Origin of the sequence: Sphingomonas sorbitolis (assembly GCF_036663875.1) — a bacterium.
GTDB lineage: Bacteria > Pseudomonadota > Alphaproteobacteria > Sphingomonadales > Sphingomonadaceae > Sphingomonas.
Genome location: NZ_JAXOJS010000004.1, coordinates 148,307 through 165,617, shown reverse-complemented (window position 1 = coordinate 165,617; position 17,311 = coordinate 148,307). Strand labels below are relative to the sequence as shown.

Here is a 17,311-nt window from a genome sequence, read left to right as displayed (position 1 = left end):
CTAGCGCGGTCAGGCTATCGTGTTGAACTTCGCGAAACCGGGGCGGGGCGACCGTCCGAAGATCGTCGCGGGGTCGCCGTGGCCGAGCGTCGAGATGAAGTTGGTCCGCACCGCCGGCGTATCGTGGAAGAACGCCGCATCGACCTTGCCCGCGTCGAAGCCCGACATCGGCCCGGTATCGAGCCCGAGCATTCGCGCGGCGATGATGAAATACGCGCCCTGCAATGTCGAATTGCGGAACGCGGACGCTTCGCGCAGTTCGGCGTTGCCGTCGAACCACGACTTCGCATCGACGTGCGGGAACAGCTCGGGCAGGTGCTCGTGGAAATTGGTGTCCATGCCGATGATCACCGACACGGGGGCTTTCAGGATCTTCGGCTGGTTCTGCGCGCTGCATGCGTCGGTGAGCTTCTGCTTGGCCTCGTCGCTGACCACCCAGATCAACCGCGCAGGAAGCTGGTTGGCAGACGTCGGGCCCCACTTCATCAGGTCCCAGATCGCGTGCAGTTCGGACTCGGCGACCGGCTGGTCGGTGTAGCCGTTGTAGCTGCGGGCTTCGCGGAAGATCGTATCGAGGACGGCGTCGTCCAATTTCTCGCGCATCAGACGGCTCGCACTTCGGTGACTTCGGGGACGTAGTATTTGAGCAGCTGCTCGATGCCGTTCTTGAGCGTGGCGCTCGACGACGGGCAGCCGGCGCAGGCGCCCTGGAGCTGGAGGAACACCTTGCCCTTGTCGAAGCCGCGATAGACGATGTCGCCGCCGTCGTTCGCCACTGCGGGCCGGACGCGGGTGTCTATGAGTTCGCGGATCTGCGCGACGATGTCGGCGTCGGCGGGATCGTCCGACAGCGCGGGCTCGTCCGATGGCACCGAAAAGCCGGCGCGCGCGGGCTTGAACAGCGGCATCGCGGCGGAGAAGTGATCGAGCAGGATCGCCAGCACGTCGGGCTTGAGGTCCGACCAGGCGACGCCCGGCCCCGCGGTCACCGACACGAAGTCACGGCCGAAGAACACGCCGGTCACGTCGCCGAGATTGAAGATCGCCTCGGCCAGCGGACTGGTCTCGGCCTCCTCCGGCGTGGCGAAGTCGCGCGTGCCAGCGTCCATGACGGTGCGTCCCGGCAGGAACTTCAGCGTCGAGGGGTTCGGGGTGGATTCCGTTTCGATGAGCATGCACCGCATGTGGCCCGACGGGCGCGGTGGATCAAGCGCGGAACGGGAAACGGTTTCTTTCGGGGGGTGAGGAGGGGGGACATTGCGCGGGAGAACATGCTTTGGACGGACCGGGCCTCCCCCAAATTCGTAATCCCTCAAGTCCGTCACCCAAGCGAAAGCTGGGGTATCCCCGTTGGGAAGCGCGTGGCTCGAACCGAGATACCCTAGCTTTCGCTGGGGTAACGGAGTTTGTAGTGGCGACAGAGTTTGTATTAGCGACGGGTTGGCAGGTGGGGTGAACTCAGACGTCCATCGCCTTCACTGCGGCGTTCCAGCTGCCGATGTTGCGGACCGCGTCCTGGACGAAGGCGGAGCGGCGGACGACCCCCAGGAACAGGTCGGCGATCCACTTGCCCGGGTTGCGCAGAGGGCGTTCGAACTGGATCAGCAACACGACGCGGGTGCCGGTCGTGTCGTTCCACACCTCGTGCTGATAGGTGTCGTCGAATACGAGCGTCTCGCCTTCCGCCCAACGCACGGTGCGGTCGTGGACGCGCATTCGGACGTCGCCGTCGCGCGGGACGATCAGGCCGAGGTGGCAGGTGATCAGGCCCTTGGTCACGCCGCGATGCTCGGGGATGTGCGTGCCCGGCGCGAGGATCGAGAAGAACGCGCTGTTGAGGCCGGGTATGCGCGCGACCGCGGCGGCGGTGTGTGGGCAGCGCGCCAAGCTCTCCTCAATCGGGTAGCCATAGCCGTAGAGGAAGAACGAGCGCCATTTGTCGACTTCGGCGATCGAGCGGTGATCGGGCGAGATCGTCGCGAGGCTGGGCGAGGCCTCGCCTTGCAGCGCGACGCGGACGGCTTCGTCGCGGATCGCGGCCCAGTTCTCGCGCAGGCCCGCGGTCCAGGCGAAGTCGCGGACGTCGAGCACCGGATCGTTGGCGACCAGCGAGGACGACGCGATCATCTTGTCGAATACGCCGCGCAAATGCTTGCCGACGCGGATGATCAGCGGGCGGTTGGCCTCGGCGACCATCGGCGCGCCGGATTTGGGTGCGCCCGAGATCACGTTCAGATCGGGCATTCGGGCGCTGCGCCGTACTGCCGGCCCGCCCGATTCCCGCCACATTGAAGACTGCCCCAGTTCGGCTTCGACCGTCATCTCTACCCTGTATCCCGGCGCGTCGCGCGGCCGATCCCGTTGTTAGAACACGATATACCGCCAGTGTTGGACGAAATGATGGCATCCGCACGCCGGGCGTGGAGGCAGGGCACTGGCGAGCGACGCCCGCGACCGCTACAGATGCACCATGGTGTCTTTCTCGCGCTTGTATCGCGCTCCCGTCCTGCTCCCCCTCGTGCTCGGGCTGGCCATTCCGGCAAGCGGCCAGATGGCGACGCAACAGGCCGCTTCCTCTCCCGCCAAGGAAGCGCCGACGCTTCCCGAGCTGCCGGGGATCGATACGACGGCGTGGCTCTACAAGGGCAGCGACCTTACCCGTGACCCCGAGTGGAAGTTCGGGACTCTCCCCAACGGCATGCGGTTCGCGGTGCGCAAGAACGGCGTGCCGCCCGGCCAGGTGTCGGTGCGCGTGCGGATCGATGCGGGGTCGCTGAACGAGACCGACAGCGAACGCGGTTTCGCGCATTTCATCGAGCATCTCTCGTTCCGCGGCTCCGAATACGTGCCGGACGGTGAGGCCAAGCGCGTGTGGCAGCGGTTCGGCGCGACCTTCGGGTCGGACACCAACGCGCAGACGACGCCGACCTCGACCACGTTCAAGCTCGACCTGCCCTCGGCAACCGAGGCGGGGCTCGACGAGAGCCTGAAGATCATGTCGGGCATGATGGAGAAGCCGACGATTACCGACGCGTCGGTCGCTGCCGAGCGCCCGATCGTGCTCGCCGAACAGCGCGAGCAGCCGGGGCCGCAGGTGCGGTTCGGCGATGCGATCCGCGCGACGTTCTTCGCCGGCCAGCCGCTCGCGGATCGCTCGCCGATCGGTAATATCAAAACGCTGGAAGCTGCCACCGGCGCTACGGTCAAGGCGTTCCACGATCGCTGGTATCGTCCGGAGAACACCGTCGTCATCATCTCGGGCGACATGGATCCGGCGCTGTTCGGGCGGTTGATCGTCAAGAACTTCGCCGACTGGAAGCGCACCGACCCGGTTGTGCCGGCACCCGATTTCGGCAAGCCCGATCCGAAGGCGCCGGTCTCTGCGACGATTGCCGAGCCGGCGATCCCGGCGGTGGTGACGCTCGGCGTGGTGCGGCCGTGGGAGTATAAGGACGACACCGCGATCATGAACCAGAAGCGGCTGGTCGACGTGCTCGCCACCCGCCTGATCAGCCGGCGGCTGGAGACGCGGGCGCGCGCGGGCGGCAGTTTCCTCCAGGCGGGCGTGTCGATCGACGACGTGTCGCGCTCGGCGAACCTGACCAGCGTCAATATCGTGCCGATCGGGACCGATTGGGAAGCGGCGTTGAAGGACGTGCGCGCGGTGATCGCCGACGCGCAGACCAACGCGCCGAGCCAGGCCGAAGTCGACCGCGAGTATGCCGATTTCGATACGATCATGCGGACCAGCGTCGAGACCGCCAAGGTCGAGGCGGGGTCGAAGCAGGCGGACGACATGGTCGGCGCGCTCGATATCCGCGAGACGGTGGCGGGGCCGGAGACGTCGTACAAGATTTTGCAGGATGCCAAGGCCAAGGGCATGTTCACGCCTGCCACGCTGCTCGCGTCGAGCAAGGCTATTTTCGAAGGGACCGCGACCCGAGCGCTCGTGAATACGCAGACGCCCGATGCGGGAGCTGCGAACAAGCTGGCGACTGCGCTGAAGGCGGACGTTTCGGGACTGGCGGGCAAGCGGCGCGCGCAGGCTGCGGTCGATTTCTCGAAGCTGCCGTCGCTCGGCAAGCCGGGCGTCGTCGCGAGCCGTGAAAAGATTGCCGCGTTTGACATGGAGCAGGTGAACTTCGCGAACGGGACGCGCGTGCTGCTGTTCCCGAACGCGGGTGAGACCGGGCGCGTGTATGTGCGCGTGCGGTTCGGTGGCGGCTATACCGCGATCCCGTCGAACCGGTCGACGCCGGCGTGGGCGGGTGATCTTGCGCTGGTCGCAGGGGGTATCGGCAATCTCGACCAGGGCGATCTCGACCAGCTGACTGCGGGTCGGCGGATCGGGCTCGACTTCGGAATCGACGACGATGCGTTCACGCTGAGCGCGATTACGTCGCCGGCGGATTATGCCGATCAGTTGCGGCTGATGGCGGCCAAGCTCGCGTTCCCGGCGTGGGACCCGGCGCCTGTAGCGCGTGCGCGGGTCGCGGCGCTGGCAGGGTTCGCGGGCTATGATTCGTCGCCTGATGGCGTGTTGTCGCGTGACCTTGAGGGGCTGCTGCGGGCAGGCGATCCGCGCTGGGGGACGCCGTCGAAGCCGACCGTCGAGGCGCTGAATGCGAAGGACTTCCGCGCGTTCTGGGAGCCGATCCTGAAGACCGGGCCTGTCGAAGTCTCGATCTTCGGCGACGTGAAGACCGAGGATGCGATCGCTGCGGTGGCGAAGTCGTTCGGGGCGATGAAGCCGCGGACGGCGGTGTCGACGGTCGGTGCGCCGGTCGGCTTCCCGGCGCACAACGCGACGCCGGTGATGCGCGCGCATACCGGGCCTGAGAACCAGGCGGCGGCGGTGATCGCATGGCCGACCGGTGGCGGGATCGACAATATCGTCGAGGCGCGGCGTCTCGATGTGCTGGCGCAGGTGTTCAGCGATCGGCTGTTCGAGCGGCTGCGGCAGGCGGCGGGCGCGAGCTACAGCCCCAACGTGTCGAGCCAGTGGCCGGTGGGGATGAACACTGGTGGCCGGATGGTCGCGATCGGGCAGGTCGCGCCCGACAAGGTGTCGTTCTTCTTCCAGATCGCGCGGCAGATCGCGGCGGAACTGGTGTCGACGCCGATCGCGGCGGACGAGCTGGATCGGATCAAGAAGCCGATGGGGCAGTATATCCTGCGCGCCTCGACCGGAAACCAGTTCTGGTTGCAGCAGCTTGGCGGCGCGACGTTCGACCCGCGGCGGATCGCGGCGACGCAGCGGATCGCTTCGGACTTGGTGGCAACGACGCCGGTGGAGTTGCAGGCGACCGCGGCAAAGTATCTGCGGCCGGAGAAGGATTGGACGATGGCGGTAGTGCCGGCTGCGGCGAAGAAGTGACCGCTTAATCCCTCTCCCCGTCGGGGAGAGGGAGGGAGGAGCCACTTGGCGACGGAAGTGTGAGGGGCTTTGGTCGGAGGCGTTGCGAGCCTCACGCCCCTCTCCCTCCCACGCGCAAGGGCGCGCGGGCCCCTCCCTCTCCCCGTGGGGGAGAGGGTTATTTGTAGAGCGCGTCCAGCCTCTCGCCGTAGGCCTGCTTCAACACATGCCGCCGGATCTTCAAACTCGGCGTGAGCTGCTCGTTCTCGATCGTGAACGGGCCGTCGGCCAGTACGAACCTGCGCACCCGCTCCGTTACGGTCAGGTCCGCGTTCACCCGCTCGACCGCATGGCCGATCGCGGTGCGGAACTCGCTGTTCTCCGCCAGACGTGCGAAGCTGCACGCGTCGCCGTTCCCTGCGCACCATTCCTGCGTCCATTCCGGATCGGGCACGACCAGTGCGACCATGTACGGGCGCTTGTCGCCGGCGATCATCGCCTGCGCGATTTCGGGCTGGAGCGTCAGCATACCCTCGACCTTTTGCGGGGCGACGTTTTCGCCCTTGTCGTTGATGATCAGGTCCTTCTTGCGGTCGGTGATGCGGATCCGGCCGCGGTCGTCGATCTCGCCGATGTCGCCGGTGTGGAGCCAGCCGTCTTTGAGCACTTTGGCGGTCTCGGCATCGTTGCGCCAATAGCCGTGCATGACGAGTTCGCCGCGCACCAGAATCTCGCCGTCCTCGGCGATCCGGACCTCGGTGTCGTTGAGCGGCGGCCCGACCGAGTCCATCCGCACGCCGGCCTTGGGGCGGTTGCAGGAGATGACGGGGGCGGCTTCGGTCTGGCCATAGCCTTGCAGGAAGGTGAGGCCGAGCGCTTCGAAGAACAGGCCGACCTCGGGGTTGAGCGGTGCGCCGCCCGAGATCATCGCCTTCAGTCGACCACCGAACTTCTTCGAGATCTTCGGCTTGAACAGCGTGGCGACGGCGGCCTGCATCGGGCGGTCGATCAGGCGGAGGCGACCGGCGTAGCGTTTGCCGCCGATGTCGAGGGCCTGGCGCAGCAGGTAGGCCGACGCGCCGCCCTGTTTCTCGATCGTCTTCGAGATCCGCGTGCGGAGGACTTCGAACAGGCGGGGGACGACGAACATGATCGTCGGGCGCGTTTCCTCGATGTTCGCGGCCAGCTTTTCGAGGCCCTCCGCGTAGTAGATCTGGCCGCCGAGCGAGATCGGGAAATGCTGGCCGCCGGTGTGCTCATAGGCGTGGCTTAAGGGAAGGAACGACAGGAACACCTCGTCGTCCCAGCCGAAATCCTCCGAGATGACGGACGCGCAGCCGGCGCAATTGTGGAGGATCGCGCCGTGATGTTGCATCACACCACGTGGCGCGCCGCCGGTGCCCGATGTGTAGATGATGCACGCTAGGTCTTCGCGTTCGAAGTCGGCGCGGGCGGCGGCGGTCTCGGGGGTGGTCGGGTGCGCGGCGATCAGTGCGTGCCAGTTATGGAAGTCGATTCCGGCGGGGACCTTCATGTCCTCCAGGCCGATGACGGTCTGCGCCTGATTCGATCGGATGACCGCGGGGAGGAGGGTCTTCGCGAGCTTGGCGGTCGAGACGATGATCGCGCAGGCGCCGGCGTTCTCGATGATGTGAAGGTGATCGCGCTCGGTGTTGGTGACGTAGGTCGGCACGGTGATGCACCCTGCCGCCATGATCGCGAGGTCGCTGAGGCACCATTCGGGGCGGTTCTCGCTGACCAGCATGACGCGGTCGCCGCGCTTCAGGCCGATTGCAGTGAGCGCGGTGGCGAGGGCAGCGACCTGCCGCGCGGCTTCGGCCCAGCTGGTGGCGACCCAGGCGCCGCTCGTCTTGGTCCAGAGAAACGGCGCATCGCCCTTCTCCGCAGCACGCGCGAAGAACATCGCGACGAGGTTCGGGAATCGTTCGAGCTGACGGGCCATGATCTCTCCCTGGGCGCAGCGGGAGCCGACGCGCCTCGTTGCGCCCCTTGTAGGCGAGAAGCTTCGCGCCGGACAATCACCGACACCGTCAATCCCGTCCGGCGCTTCAGAGTCCCGCTAGGCCCCGTGCACGGTCAGACCCGGACGTACCGGAAATACCAGACCTCGTGGCCCTGGCGCCGCGCCTTTCGCTCGTACCGCGTCTCGGGCCAGTCGTCGGGACGCGTCAGGAAATCGTGCGGCGTCTCGGCCTGCCAGACGAAATCGCGGCGCGCATTCATGATCATCATCGACCAGCGGCAATAGGTCGGATCGTCGGTGCCGAGCCGGAATTCGGCACCGGGCTTCAGCTTGGCGGCGATCGTGTCGAGCGGACCATGATTGACCATGCGGCGCTTGGCATGGCGTGCCTTCCGCCACGGATCGGGATGGAGCAGGTACAGCCGGTCGAGGCTGGCATCGGGCAGCCGCTCGATCACTTCGAGCGCATCGCCCATGTACAGCCGTACATTGGTCAATTCGCCATCGCGGATGTGCGAGAGCGCACCGACCACGCCATTGAGGAACGGCTCGCAGCCGATGAACCCGATCTCGGGATTGGCCGCCGCCTGGCCGGCAAGATGCTCGCCTGCACCGAAGCCGATTTCGACATGCAGCGGACGGTCTTCGCCGAACAACATCGCAGCGGTGATCGGGCCCTCTTCGGGCACCGACAGGTCGGCGAGCGTTTCCTCGACGAGCGCGGCCTGGCCGAGGCGGAGCTTATGGCCTTGGCGTCGGCCGTACAGGCGGCGGATAATGGAAGGGTCGGTCATCGCCGCGCGCTCTAGCGATCTGCGTGCCGCGCGCAAAGCGCCGTACGCGTGTTTCCGCTCGGATCGAGCCTGCCGCCTTGCGCGAGGTTGCGTTTTCGACGCTGCGGAATTTGCGCGACCGGACTCTGGCGTTGCCGCGATGCTTGCCGTACCGGATGACGGATGGGCGATCTGGATAGGCTGGTTCCATCGGGAATCATCGAACAATGGGTCTATCATCTGCGTCGCCAGCGTGCGCGGGCGGCAGATGCGATCTGGTTGATAGATCAGGGTTTTACTCTGCACGATGGGCATGGGGGCATGCCGCAGCACGATGCCACGGCGCGATGGCGGGCCGAGCAGGAGGCCGTGGTCGAGGAAGTGACCGCGTTGCTAGCGCTGTACGACGGAATCAATCTCGGGGAGATCGATGCCGACGCGACGTCGGATCATCTTTCCAGTTAATTGCTATAACTTTGCCGCATGAGCCACCCCGTGACCTGCAGCGACGAGCTTTGGGGCATCTCCGGTTCGGTCATCGCCACGACGAACTCTGCCGACGCCATCATCTGGAGATGCCGATCGGCAAGTAGGAGATGTGCCGCGCGCGCCGCCTCGGTCTTCGAGCGCTGCGCAAGCAGCTTCTCCTGAACCGCGCGGTCGCGGTGGTAGGCGACCCGATCGTGCCACGCTTCGGCCGTGGTCGGAGGGTCCGACCGTTCACTGGTCATGCTCGTGTCCTCGTCGTTGGACGTTGATCTGGATCATCGATCCCGGCCTTCGCGCTACCGGTAATCCGGGCCGTCGGATGCCGACTTGCCATGAGCCGAGGCATCGATGCGGCGAAGATAGCGCCGCGGCGTGGTCCCCAAAAACCGGTTGGCGTCGCGGAGGAAGTGCGATGCATCGAAATACCCAAAATTCGTGATCGTCGCGAAGTCCATTCCGGCCTCCTGAAACCGCTCCAGCGCGGCGATAAAGCGACGCCGCATCAACAGCGTCTTGGGGGGGAAGCCAAACCAGCGCAGCGCAATCCGGCGAAGATTATGCGGCGAGGTCGACAGATGATCGGCGGCCGTCGCTGCATCGTCGACGTCCCCTGCGTCGATCAACGCCGTCAGCTGCGCGATCAGTGCGACGGTCGTGCCATCGAGCGGCGCGATGCCGCGTGCGACCACCGCATCGGCGAGACGCGCTATCGTCCTGCCAGCGATGTCGCCCTTGTTCGTATCGGCGACGTCGTCGAGGCACGTGATTCCCAGATCGGCCGCGCCGAGGATCCGATCGGCCACCGTCGCGGCGACAACGGGCGTCAGCCGCGACCAGTCGAGCGGGCTCAGCGGGATCTCGACCGGCGCCTTGCCGTCGATCTGCAACGCGACCGGACGACTCGATGGACCGACGATGGCGACATCGGGCAGCCGATCATAATACCGGTTGCGGATCCGCGCCGAGACCCGCGTACCCTCCGGGATCACCAGGATCCGCGCGGTTCCGGGCAGTCGCGAGACATCGAACGCACCCGTCGGGCGGTGCCGCACGTTGCCTAGCGCATCGATCCGTGACCGCAATTCGCCCTCCACCGAGCGTGTTGCCACCATCACCCCGTCGACGGCCGTCGTCGAGCGCATCGGAAAAACCAGCATCGTCACATCCCATTCTCGGGTGTGCGCGACCAGCGTCGACCACTCCCTGCCAAGGCCAACACTTGATCGAGATTGTACAATGGCGAAATGTCCACGGGTCTCAAATGTGAGACGGGGAGACATGATCGGGTCATCGTAAATCCAGAGTTTTCGGGCGTTTGGCGCAGCGACCCGCTGTCGAACGGGGCCATCCCAGCGCTCACGAAACGAGCGCGATCAATTGCGCCAATCCGTTGGTGCCGGTCTTGGTGACGATCGCAGCGCGGTGGTTCTCGATCGTCTTGATGCTGAGGCCCAGCGCCCCCGCGATAGCCTTGTTGCTATGGCCGCGTACGAGCATGTCGAAGACCTGGCGTTCGCGCGCCGTCAGCAACGCGGTACGGCGTGACAGCAGGCGGCGGCTGTTCGACCATGCCACGCCTTCGGCAACCGCGGTCAGCAGGCGATCCTCGTCGATCGGCTTTTCGAGATAGTCGAGCCCACCATAGCGGCGGACGCTGTCGACCGCGTTGGCGGTGGTCGGCCACGCCGTCATGAACACCAACGCGACATCCGGATCGAGCTCGCGGACCGCATCGGCAAAGGTGAAACCATCCATGTCGCCCATCATCACGTCGGAGATGATGCAGGCGGCAGGGTCGCGGGGATAATCGTGCAGCAACGCGATCGGCTCGACGAACGCGCGGGCGGCGTGGCCATGCCGGGCGAGCAGCCGCGCGACGCTGGCCCCCAGATCGGCGTCATCGTCGAGCACGTACACCGCCGTCGGTCTGGAAGCGATCGAGGTCATGCGGCGTCTCCGACGAGCGTGCCGACCAGCGGGAGGGTGACGACATGCGCGATCCGCGCCAGTCCACGATCGGCGCGAGACAGCGTGCCGCCATGCGCCTCGACGATCGCCTTCGCCACGAGCGAGCCGACGCCCATGCCCTCATGGACGAGGGGGTGATCGGCACAATGATTGACCACGGCGATCGCGATCCGTTCGTCACGACGGGTCACGGCGATCTCGACCACGCCGTCGTCGGTAGCCTGCACGGCGTTGCGAACCAGATTGACGAGCGCCTGCGCAATTTCGATCTCCTGCGCCAGCACGGTCCACTCGGGATCGACGGGTGCGACCCGGATCGCGACACCGGCGACGCTTGCCTCGGGACGGGTCAGCGCCGTGACGGTGTCGAGCAGGGTCCCGATCGGCAACAGCGACGGCTCGTCGACCGCGCGACCGCCGAACCGGCGCAGTCGGCGGACCAACGTCGACAGCGTCGCGGTCTTGCGTTCGATGAGCCGCGCCGTCTCGGCGATATCGGGATCGGCGTTGCCGCTGATCTCGACCAGATGACGCGCCTCGATCGCGAGCGTGGACAGCGGTTGGCTGATCTCGTGGATGACCGCGACCGACATCGCCCGCAGCGTCTTGAGTCGTTCGGCCTGGAACAGCATCCGGTCGCGCCGAGCCACCGCGGCAAGCGCACGCGCTTCGGCATCGGCGAAGCTGCCTGCGAGATACCCGACCACGGCTACCGCGGCGAGGCTCATATGGAGCGCGAGCCGTTGGTCGACGGCCATCGCGCCAGTCGTTTCGGGCAGGACGAGAATCGCGGTGACGACGATCGCGGCCCACGCCGCGGCGCGGCCGAACCGCAGCCCGATCCAGGCGATCGCCAGCAATACCGGCGTCGCCGGGATGCCGAGGCCGATCGTCGCCAGCGTTCCGACCAGCCCGAGCGACACGCCGAGCACCAGCACGGCTTCCGCAATATGCCGGTGCGACGGAAACATCGCGGGCATCGCGGTCCTGCCGCTCGACAGATCGGCGATCCAGAGCAGCGGCGGCGCGATCAGCAGGACGCCGAGCATGTCGCCGACCGCAAATCCGGTCAACGACGCGATCACGTCGCGGACATTGGCGACGTTCGTGATGTCGGGCCGCATGATCGACCAGGGCAGCGCGAACGCGACGGCGGCCAGCGGCGCCAGAACGGAGGCGAGCCCGAGCGGCATCGGCGCGGTCGCCAGGCTACCGGTGGCGCCATCGGCAACCCGGCGCACCACCGCGACCGCGATGCCGTATGCGAGGACGGGGCTGGCGACACCGATTATACCGCGTGGCCATTCGGGTTGCGTGAACACGACGACCCCGGTCAGGCACTGGACGATGATCTCGGTGATCGCCGCGGCCGGTGCGAGACGCGCGCCGAACCGCCAGAACAAGGCGAGGCGAACCCCGGCAGCCGGAAACCAGAGCGAATAATAGCCAACCCCGCCCCACAGGACTGCCAGCCGGTGCAGCGCGACGAAGATGACGCCGTATCCTGCCAGCACCAGCCACTCGCGCTCGCGCGGCAACCAGCGTGCCTGGCCGTCGCGCGATGGCGCCAGTGCTGCGAGCTCGGCAGCATCGGCGCGTTCGGCGGCGCGTTCGGCGGCACGATCGGCGGCGGAAAGGGGAACGGAAGCCATCCCCGCCTCGATACCGCGAACTACGCCGGGCAGAAGTAGGGAAATACCCGGACAGGAGGCCGCCAGCATGACCGGAGGCCGTGTACCGGGGGTATTTCCCGGACTGACGCCGCCGTGTCGCCGCGCTTACCGACGGGGTCCCATCCAGTGTCCGGGAAATGCGATGTCGGCCCACGCACGATGAACTATTATCACAATATCGAGGGTGAACAGATCAGCCCGATGGTCCTGCCGACGATCTCGATCCGCGGCGACGACCTGCTCGGACTGCGGACCGTGAGTACGCCCGGCACGCATGCGCTGGCAAACCTGCGCGTCGACTACCGGCCCACCGACGCCGGCCAGCGGGCGATCGCGCGCGACGGGCATAGCGGGCCGGGGATCTATGCCTGTTTCTGGGACCGGGAGCTTTTCTATATCGGCACGTTTGCGGGTATTGGCCGACCGACCAATGGCAACGTCGCCCGTGACCGCTGGACCAAGCATATCGCGGGAATGAGCTTTCGCGGTCACGGCGTCACGATCGGCGAACGGGCGCTCAACCAGATTGGCGACGACGCGCCGTCCCGCCTCGGCGACCTGCTGTTGGCGGCGGATCGCGCGCGCCTATCGAAGACGGCTGGCGCACTGCAAATGCACTATGAAAAGTTCCGGTTCGCGGCGCGGCACTGGGACGACTTCGCGCTACTCGACGAAGCGATGCTGGCGCGGTTCGCCTTCGTGTATTTGCGACCATCGCTGCATGGTCGGCTGGCAGGGATGGACAAGGCTACGCTCGATCCGCACCTCCGCGCGATGGAGCGAGGGATCGTCGCGTTGCTCGATCCACCCTGCAACTGTGGATCGCTCAATCAGGACGGGGCGCCTGGCCCCGGTATCGCCAACACCGCAGAGGCGATGCGACAGGTCATGGATGCGCACCTGGCCGCGGTGCAGAGCGATCATCCGGAATATCGGTTGATGCCGCGCGGATCGCGTAGGATCTAGCCGCATTACCGGATTCGGGCGGATCTCGGTGCCTTGCCTCGGAGGTGCGATAGGTCGTGCTCATTGTACGTCCGGGGCAAGCGCGGTACGTCCCGCCGGGAACACGGTGCCGTCGAGCGCCGATCGGCGGCCTAACGACACGGGCGAAACATGGATTCCTCGGGCCTTGAGGCCGTTTTTCTCGCAAACCGCGATGCGCTGCTGCGGTTTATCCGCTCGCTCGGCGCGGCCGATGCGGCCGAGGATCTGCTGCACGAACTGTGGGTGCGGATCCAGACGGCGCCGAGCGGGCCGATCGCATCGCCGCTGTCGTATCTGTACCGGATGGCGAACAATCTGATGCTCGATCGCCACCGCGCGGCGCGGCAGGCGGAGAAGCGCGATCGGGCGTGGACCGAGGCGACGGGTGGCCCCTCGCTCGATCGGTCCGACGAGCCGTCCGCCGAACGCGTCGTGATCGCGCGCCAAGAGGCGGCGCTTGCGGAGGCGGCGTTGCAGTCGGTCGGCGACCGGGCCGCGCGGATCTTCCGGCGGCACAGGATCGACGGGGTCGAGCAACGCGCGGTCGCCGCGGAGTTCGGGGTGAGCCTCAGCACCGTCGAGGGCGACCTGCGGAAAGCCTACCGCGCGATGATCGATGCAAAGCGACGTTATGAGTCGTGAATCTTCAAGGGCGTACGCGATCGCCTCCGTCTTCGGCTATAGGAGGCCATGATGGCGGAGCATGACGATATCGACGCACGCGCGCTGGACTTGACGGCGCTGGACTGGGTCGTCCGGACCGGCAGCGATGCGTTCGACGACTGGCCGGCGTTCCAGGCGTGGCTGAAGGCGGACCCGCGTCATGCAGCGGCGTATCATGCGATATCGGCGGATCTTGAGGATATGGCGGCCGCCGTACCGCCTGTGCAGGCCGCACCGATCGTCGTGACGGCCGCGCGCCGCCGCTGGCCGGTCTGGGCCGGCGGGGCGATCGCGGCGTCTTTGGCGCTCTTCGTCGGCTATGAAGCGACCCAGACGAGGGCGCACCCCTATACGGTCGAGACGGCGGCGGGGGCGATGCGGACGGTTCGGCTCGCCGATGGCAGCAGCATCGCGATGGGCGGTGCGACGCGGCTGATGCTCGATCGCGACGACCCGCGGATCGCGACGCTGGAACGCGGCGAGGCGATGTTCGTGGTCCGGCACGACGATAGCGATCCGTTCGAGGTGAGCGTCGGCGGCGCGCGGCTAGTCGACGTCGGCACCGCGTTCGACGTGAAGTTCGCGCTAGGCGAGACGCGCGTCGCCGTGTCTGAGGGCGCGGTCGATTACAATCCGGGGCGCGAAGGCATCCGGCTCGTAAAGGGGCAGGGGCTGGTCGTGCGCGACGGCACGGCGACCGTCACGGCCGTCGATGTCGCCAGCGTCGGATCGTGGCGCGACAGCGTGCTGGCCTATGAGGGAGCGACGCTGGCGGAGGTGGCGGACGACCTGTCGCGTGCGCTGGGCGTCGACCTGCGCGCCGACCCAACTGTGGCGAAGCGGCCGTTCAGCGGCAGCATCGCGACCGCCAAGCTGGCGGGCGATCCCCGGCTCGCCGCGCCGCTGCTGGGTGTCGCGATCCGCAAGACCGGCGGTCACTGGGTGATGTCCACGCGCTCGTGAGGATGCGCGGATGTCTGGTCGTCGCGGCGCTCGCCGTCGCCGCTCCTGCGCAGGCGGGGCAGGGGGGCGTAGACTTGCCGGCGGGGCGGCTTGGGGATGCAGTGCTGACGCTTGGGCGGCAGTCGGGGACAAGCATCGTCGTCGGCGATCCGGCGCTGTGGGCGCGGCGCGTGCCGGCGGTGCGTGGGCGAATGAGCGCGCGCGAGGCACTAGACCGGTTGGCGTCTGCGGTGAATGCGGATGTCGTCGCGGCGGGGCCGGTCGGGTGGCGGCTCGTGACACGCGCGCCGCGAGTCGTCTCGGTCCGGGCGAAGAGGCCTAAGGTCATTCCGGTTGCCGCACCTGTGGCGGAAGGCGCGGATATCATCGTAACCGGCAGCAAGCGCGACGTCCGGCTGCGCGATTTCGCGGGACAGGTGGCGTTGCTCGACGGGGTCGATCTCGCGCTTGGCGGCGCGGGCGGGACCGAGGCGATGCTGGCGCGGCTCGCGAGCGTGTCGTCGACGCATCTCGGTGCCGGCCGCAACAAGCTGTTCATCCGCGGCATCGCCGATTCGAGCTTCACCGGGCCGACCCAGACCACGGTGGGGCAATATTTCGGCGACCTGCGGCTGAGCTATAATGCCCCCGATCCCGATCTGCGCCTCTACGACATCGCGTCGGTCGAGGTGCTCGAAGGCCCGCAGGGCACGCTGTACGGCGCAGGCTCGCTCGGCGGGATCATCCGTACCGTGCCCAACGCGCCGGAGCTGGGCGCGGTCTCCGCGTCGATCGCGGGCGGTCTCTCGGCGACGTGGCACGGCGATCCCGGCGCAGATCTGGGGGCAACGCTGAACGTGCCGCTCGGCGAGCGCGCCGCACTGCGCGTCGTCGGCTACGGCGTGAGCGAGGGTGGCTATATCGACAATCCGGTGCTCGACCGGCGCGACGTGAACCGGACGCGGATCGGTGGCGGTCGCGCGATGCTGAGGCTCGATGCGGGGAATGGCTGGACCGTCGATCTCGGCGGGATCGGGCAATGGACCAAGGGCGACGACAGCCAATATGCCGATCGCGACGCACCCGCCCTCACGCGGTCCAGCGCGATCGTGCAGGGCTTCTCCGCGGATTATGCGATGGGGCAGGTGGTCGTGTCGGGCGCGATCGGCGGGCTGAAGGTCAGATCCTCGACCGGGATCGTCCGCCAGACGCTGACCGAACGGTACGATGCGACCCTGCCAGTAGTCGATCCGACGCTACCGGTTACCAACGGGCCTGCGTTCGGCAGTCCCCTGACGACAGCTGCGGGCAGCCCGCGTGTGTTCGCCCAGCGCAATGCGACCGACATGATCGCGAACGAGACGCGGGTATGGCGGCCGATGCGGAACGGCTTCGGCTGGGTCGTCGGCGGCAGTTTCACGCACAACCGGACGCGGCTGTCGCGGTCGCTCGGGCCGGTCGATGCGCCTGCGCCGGTGACGGGCGTGACCAACAGCATCGACGAGGCGACGCTGTATGGCGAGGGGAGCATGCAGCTGGTCCGCGGGCTGACCGCGACGGCGGGCGCGCGCGTCACGCGGGCATCGCTGGCTGGGACTGGTGAGGATATCGCGCCGGCGCGGCTGGAGACGGTTGCGCTGGCCCGTGCGCGCGTGACCGCGGACCGGATCGAGACGAGCGTGCTGCCGTCCGCCTCGCTGATCGCCGCGGTGTTGCCCAAATTGTCGTTGTATGGGCGATATCAGCAGGGATTCCGCCCGGGCGGGCTGGCGATCGAGAGCGATTTCGTGCGGCGGTTCGAGAATGACCGCGTGCGGACGCTGGAAAGCGGCGTGCGCTATGGACTGGCGGGGGTCGACAGCGCGTATCTGTCGGCGAGCGTGTCGCACACGATCTGGCAGGATATCCAGGCGGATTTCATCGACGCGACCGGCCTGCCGAGTACTGCCAATATCGGCGACGGCCGGATCTGGACGTTCAGCGCGACTGGCGGGTGGAAGCCGGTCGCAGGGCTGACGCTCGACGCGGGCTTCACCTACAATGACAGCCGCGTGACCGAACCCAGCGCCAATCTGTTCGTGGCGCTCGCGCGGATGAGCCAGGTGCCGAACATCGCGCGTTATGCCGGGCGGCTGGGGGCGGATTACCGGCATGATGTCGGCCGCGATCTGGAACTGCGGGTCTATGGCTGGGCGCGCTATGTCGGTCGATCGCGGCTCGGCGTGGGGCCCGTGCTCGGCGAGGAGCAGGGGGATTATCTCGACACGGCGCTGACCGCGCGGGTCGGGAGAAGTTCGTTGGGGCTGACGCTCGGAATAACGAACCTGACGGATAGCGTCGGCAACCGGTTCGCGCTGGGGACGCCGTTCCAGGTCGGCAGTGGCCAGATTACGCCACAACGTCCGCGGACGGTGCGGATCGGGCTGGACGCTGCGTTCTAGCTAACCGTTCGATCCTCCCCCTGGCGGGGGAGGAT

Annotated in this window: 15 protein-coding genes; 6 read left to right on the top strand and 9 right to left on the bottom strand. The window is 67.1% G+C overall.

Annotated features, from left to right (window positions below; all coding sequences use genetic code 11):
* Positions 1–9: 9 nt before the first annotated feature.
* From U1763_RS12840 to U1763_RS12830, 3 genes are all read right to left on the bottom strand, one after another.
* Positions 10–603, bottom strand: coding sequence for a malonic semialdehyde reductase (locus U1763_RS12840; RefSeq protein WP_332755518.1), 594 nt, complete (start codon positions 601–603; stop codon positions 10–12).
* Positions 603–1,175: a NifU family protein gene (locus U1763_RS12835; protein ID WP_056050182.1), complete on the bottom strand. Its 573-nt coding sequence runs from the start codon at positions 1,173–1,175 to the stop codon at positions 603–605. Before U1763_RS12835 ends, U1763_RS12840 begins: the two co-directional genes overlap by 1 nt.
* Before the next feature lie 283 nt (positions 1,176–1,458).
* Positions 1,459–2,322 (bottom strand): aspartyl/asparaginyl beta-hydroxylase domain-containing protein, encoded by an 864-nt coding sequence (locus tag U1763_RS12830; RefSeq protein ID WP_332755517.1) that lies wholly within the window; start codon positions 2,320–2,322, stop codon positions 1,459–1,461.
* A 148-nt stretch (positions 2,323–2,470) separates the two neighbouring features.
* Here U1763_RS12830 and U1763_RS12825 point away from each other — a divergent pair, with 148 nt between their 5' ends.
* Positions 2,471–5,377, top strand: coding sequence for a M16 family metallopeptidase (locus tag U1763_RS12825; RefSeq protein WP_332755516.1), 2,907 nt, complete (start codon positions 2,471–2,473; stop codon positions 5,375–5,377).
* Positions 5,378–5,534: 157 nt separating this feature from the next.
* Here the strand turns inward: U1763_RS12825 and U1763_RS12820 are convergent, their stop codons facing one another.
* Positions 5,535–7,319 carry an AMP-dependent synthetase/ligase gene (locus U1763_RS12820; protein WP_332755515.1) on the bottom strand — a complete coding sequence of 595 codons (1,785 nt, stop codon included), beginning with the start codon at positions 7,317–7,319 and terminating at the stop codon, positions 5,535–5,537.
* A 134-nt stretch (positions 7,320–7,453) separates the two neighbouring features.
* Positions 7,454–8,134, bottom strand: coding sequence for a tRNA (guanosine(46)-N7)-methyltransferase TrmB (gene trmB, locus U1763_RS12815; RefSeq protein WP_132737701.1), 681 nt, complete (start codon positions 8,132–8,134; stop codon positions 7,454–7,456).
* A 162-nt stretch (positions 8,135–8,296) separates the two neighbouring features.
* On the opposite strand from trmB, the gene U1763_RS12810 reads away from it, so the two are divergent.
* Complete coding sequence (locus U1763_RS12810) at positions 8,297–8,578, top strand: hypothetical protein (RefSeq protein WP_332755514.1); 282 nt, start codon at positions 8,297–8,299, stop codon at positions 8,576–8,578.
* Here U1763_RS12810 and U1763_RS12805 read toward each other — a convergent pair.
* The 4 genes from U1763_RS12805 to U1763_RS12790 all read right to left on the bottom strand — a co-directional run bounded on the left by U1763_RS12805 (position 8,575) and on the right by U1763_RS12790 (position 12,222).
* Complete coding sequence (locus U1763_RS12805) at positions 8,575–8,844, bottom strand: hypothetical protein (RefSeq protein ID WP_332755513.1); 270 nt, start codon at positions 8,842–8,844, stop codon at positions 8,575–8,577. The two genes, U1763_RS12810 and U1763_RS12805, sit on opposite strands and share 4 nt — an antisense overlap.
* 54 nt (positions 8,845–8,898) lie before the next feature.
* On the bottom strand, positions 8,899–9,759 hold the full coding sequence (locus U1763_RS12800) for an AraC family transcriptional regulator (protein WP_332755512.1): 861 nt from the start codon (positions 9,757–9,759) through the stop codon (positions 8,899–8,901).
* A gap of 199 nt (positions 9,760–9,958) precedes the next feature.
* Complete coding sequence (locus U1763_RS12795) at positions 9,959–10,549, bottom strand: response regulator transcription factor (RefSeq protein WP_332755511.1); 591 nt, start codon at positions 10,547–10,549, stop codon at positions 9,959–9,961.
* On the bottom strand, positions 10,546–12,222 hold the full coding sequence (locus U1763_RS12790; RefSeq protein WP_332755510.1) for an ATP-binding protein: 1,677 nt from the start codon (positions 12,220–12,222) through the stop codon (positions 10,546–10,548). Before U1763_RS12790 ends, U1763_RS12795 begins: the two co-directional genes overlap by 4 nt.
* Positions 12,223–12,402: 180 nt before the next feature.
* Between U1763_RS12790 and U1763_RS12785 the strand changes: the two genes are divergently transcribed.
* From U1763_RS12785 to U1763_RS12770, 4 genes are all read left to right on the top strand, one after another.
* Positions 12,403–13,209 (top strand): hypothetical protein, encoded by an 807-nt coding sequence (locus U1763_RS12785; RefSeq protein ID WP_332755509.1) that lies wholly within the window; start codon positions 12,403–12,405, stop codon positions 13,207–13,209.
* Positions 13,210–13,359: 150 nt separating this feature from the next.
* On the top strand, positions 13,360–13,872 hold the full coding sequence (locus U1763_RS12780; protein WP_332755508.1) for a sigma-70 family RNA polymerase sigma factor: 513 nt from the start codon (positions 13,360–13,362) through the stop codon (positions 13,870–13,872).
* Between the two features lie 51 nt (positions 13,873–13,923).
* Complete coding sequence (locus U1763_RS12775) at positions 13,924–14,856, top strand: FecR family protein (RefSeq protein WP_332755507.1); 933 nt, start codon at positions 13,924–13,926, stop codon at positions 14,854–14,856.
* Between the two features lie 2 nt (positions 14,857–14,858).
* Positions 14,859–17,276: a TonB-dependent receptor gene (locus tag U1763_RS12770; RefSeq protein WP_332755506.1), complete on the top strand. Its 2,418-nt coding sequence runs from the start codon at positions 14,859–14,861 to the stop codon at positions 17,274–17,276.
* Positions 17,277–17,311: the final 35 nt, after the last annotated feature.

Coding starts and splice junctions, on each gene's coding strand:
- U1763_RS12780 (WP_332755508.1), top strand. CDS start 13,360: ATGGATTCCTCGGGCCTTGAGGCCGTTTTTCTCGCAAACCGCGATGCG.
- U1763_RS12830 (WP_332755517.1), bottom strand. CDS start 2,322: ATGACGGTCGAAGCCGAACTGGGGCAGTCTTCAATGTGGCGGGAATCG.
- U1763_RS12770 (WP_332755506.1), top strand. CDS start 14,859: ATGCGCGGATGTCTGGTCGTCGCGGCGCTCGCCGTCGCCGCTCCTGCG.
- U1763_RS12775 (WP_332755507.1), top strand. CDS start 13,924: ATGGCGGAGCATGACGATATCGACGCACGCGCGCTGGACTTGACGGCG.
- U1763_RS12790 (WP_332755510.1), bottom strand. CDS start 12,222: ATGGCTTCCGTTCCCCTTTCCGCCGCCGATCGTGCCGCCGAACGCGCC.
- U1763_RS12795 (WP_332755511.1), bottom strand. CDS start 10,549: ATGACCTCGATCGCTTCCAGACCGACGGCGGTGTACGTGCTCGACGAT.
- U1763_RS12840 (WP_332755518.1), bottom strand. CDS start 603: ATGCGCGAGAAATTGGACGACGCCGTCCTCGATACGATCTTCCGCGAA.
- U1763_RS12810 (WP_332755514.1), top strand. CDS start 8,297: ATGGGCGATCTGGATAGGCTGGTTCCATCGGGAATCATCGAACAATGG.
- U1763_RS12835 (WP_056050182.1), bottom strand. CDS start 1,175: ATGCTCATCGAAACGGAATCCACCCCGAACCCCTCGACGCTGAAGTTC.
- U1763_RS12820 (WP_332755515.1), bottom strand. CDS start 7,319: ATGGCCCGTCAGCTCGAACGATTCCCGAACCTCGTCGCGATGTTCTTC.
- U1763_RS12800 (WP_332755512.1), bottom strand. CDS start 9,759: ATGCTGGTTTTTCCGATGCGCTCGACGACGGCCGTCGACGGGGTGATG.
- U1763_RS12785 (WP_332755509.1), top strand. CDS start 12,403: ATGAACTATTATCACAATATCGAGGGTGAACAGATCAGCCCGATGGTC.
- U1763_RS12825 (WP_332755516.1), top strand. CDS start 2,471: ATGGTGTCTTTCTCGCGCTTGTATCGCGCTCCCGTCCTGCTCCCCCTC.
- trmB (WP_132737701.1), bottom strand. CDS start 8,134: ATGACCGACCCTTCCATTATCCGCCGCCTGTACGGCCGACGCCAAGGC.
- U1763_RS12805 (WP_332755513.1), bottom strand. CDS start 8,844: ATGACCAGTGAACGGTCGGACCCTCCGACCACGGCCGAAGCGTGGCAC.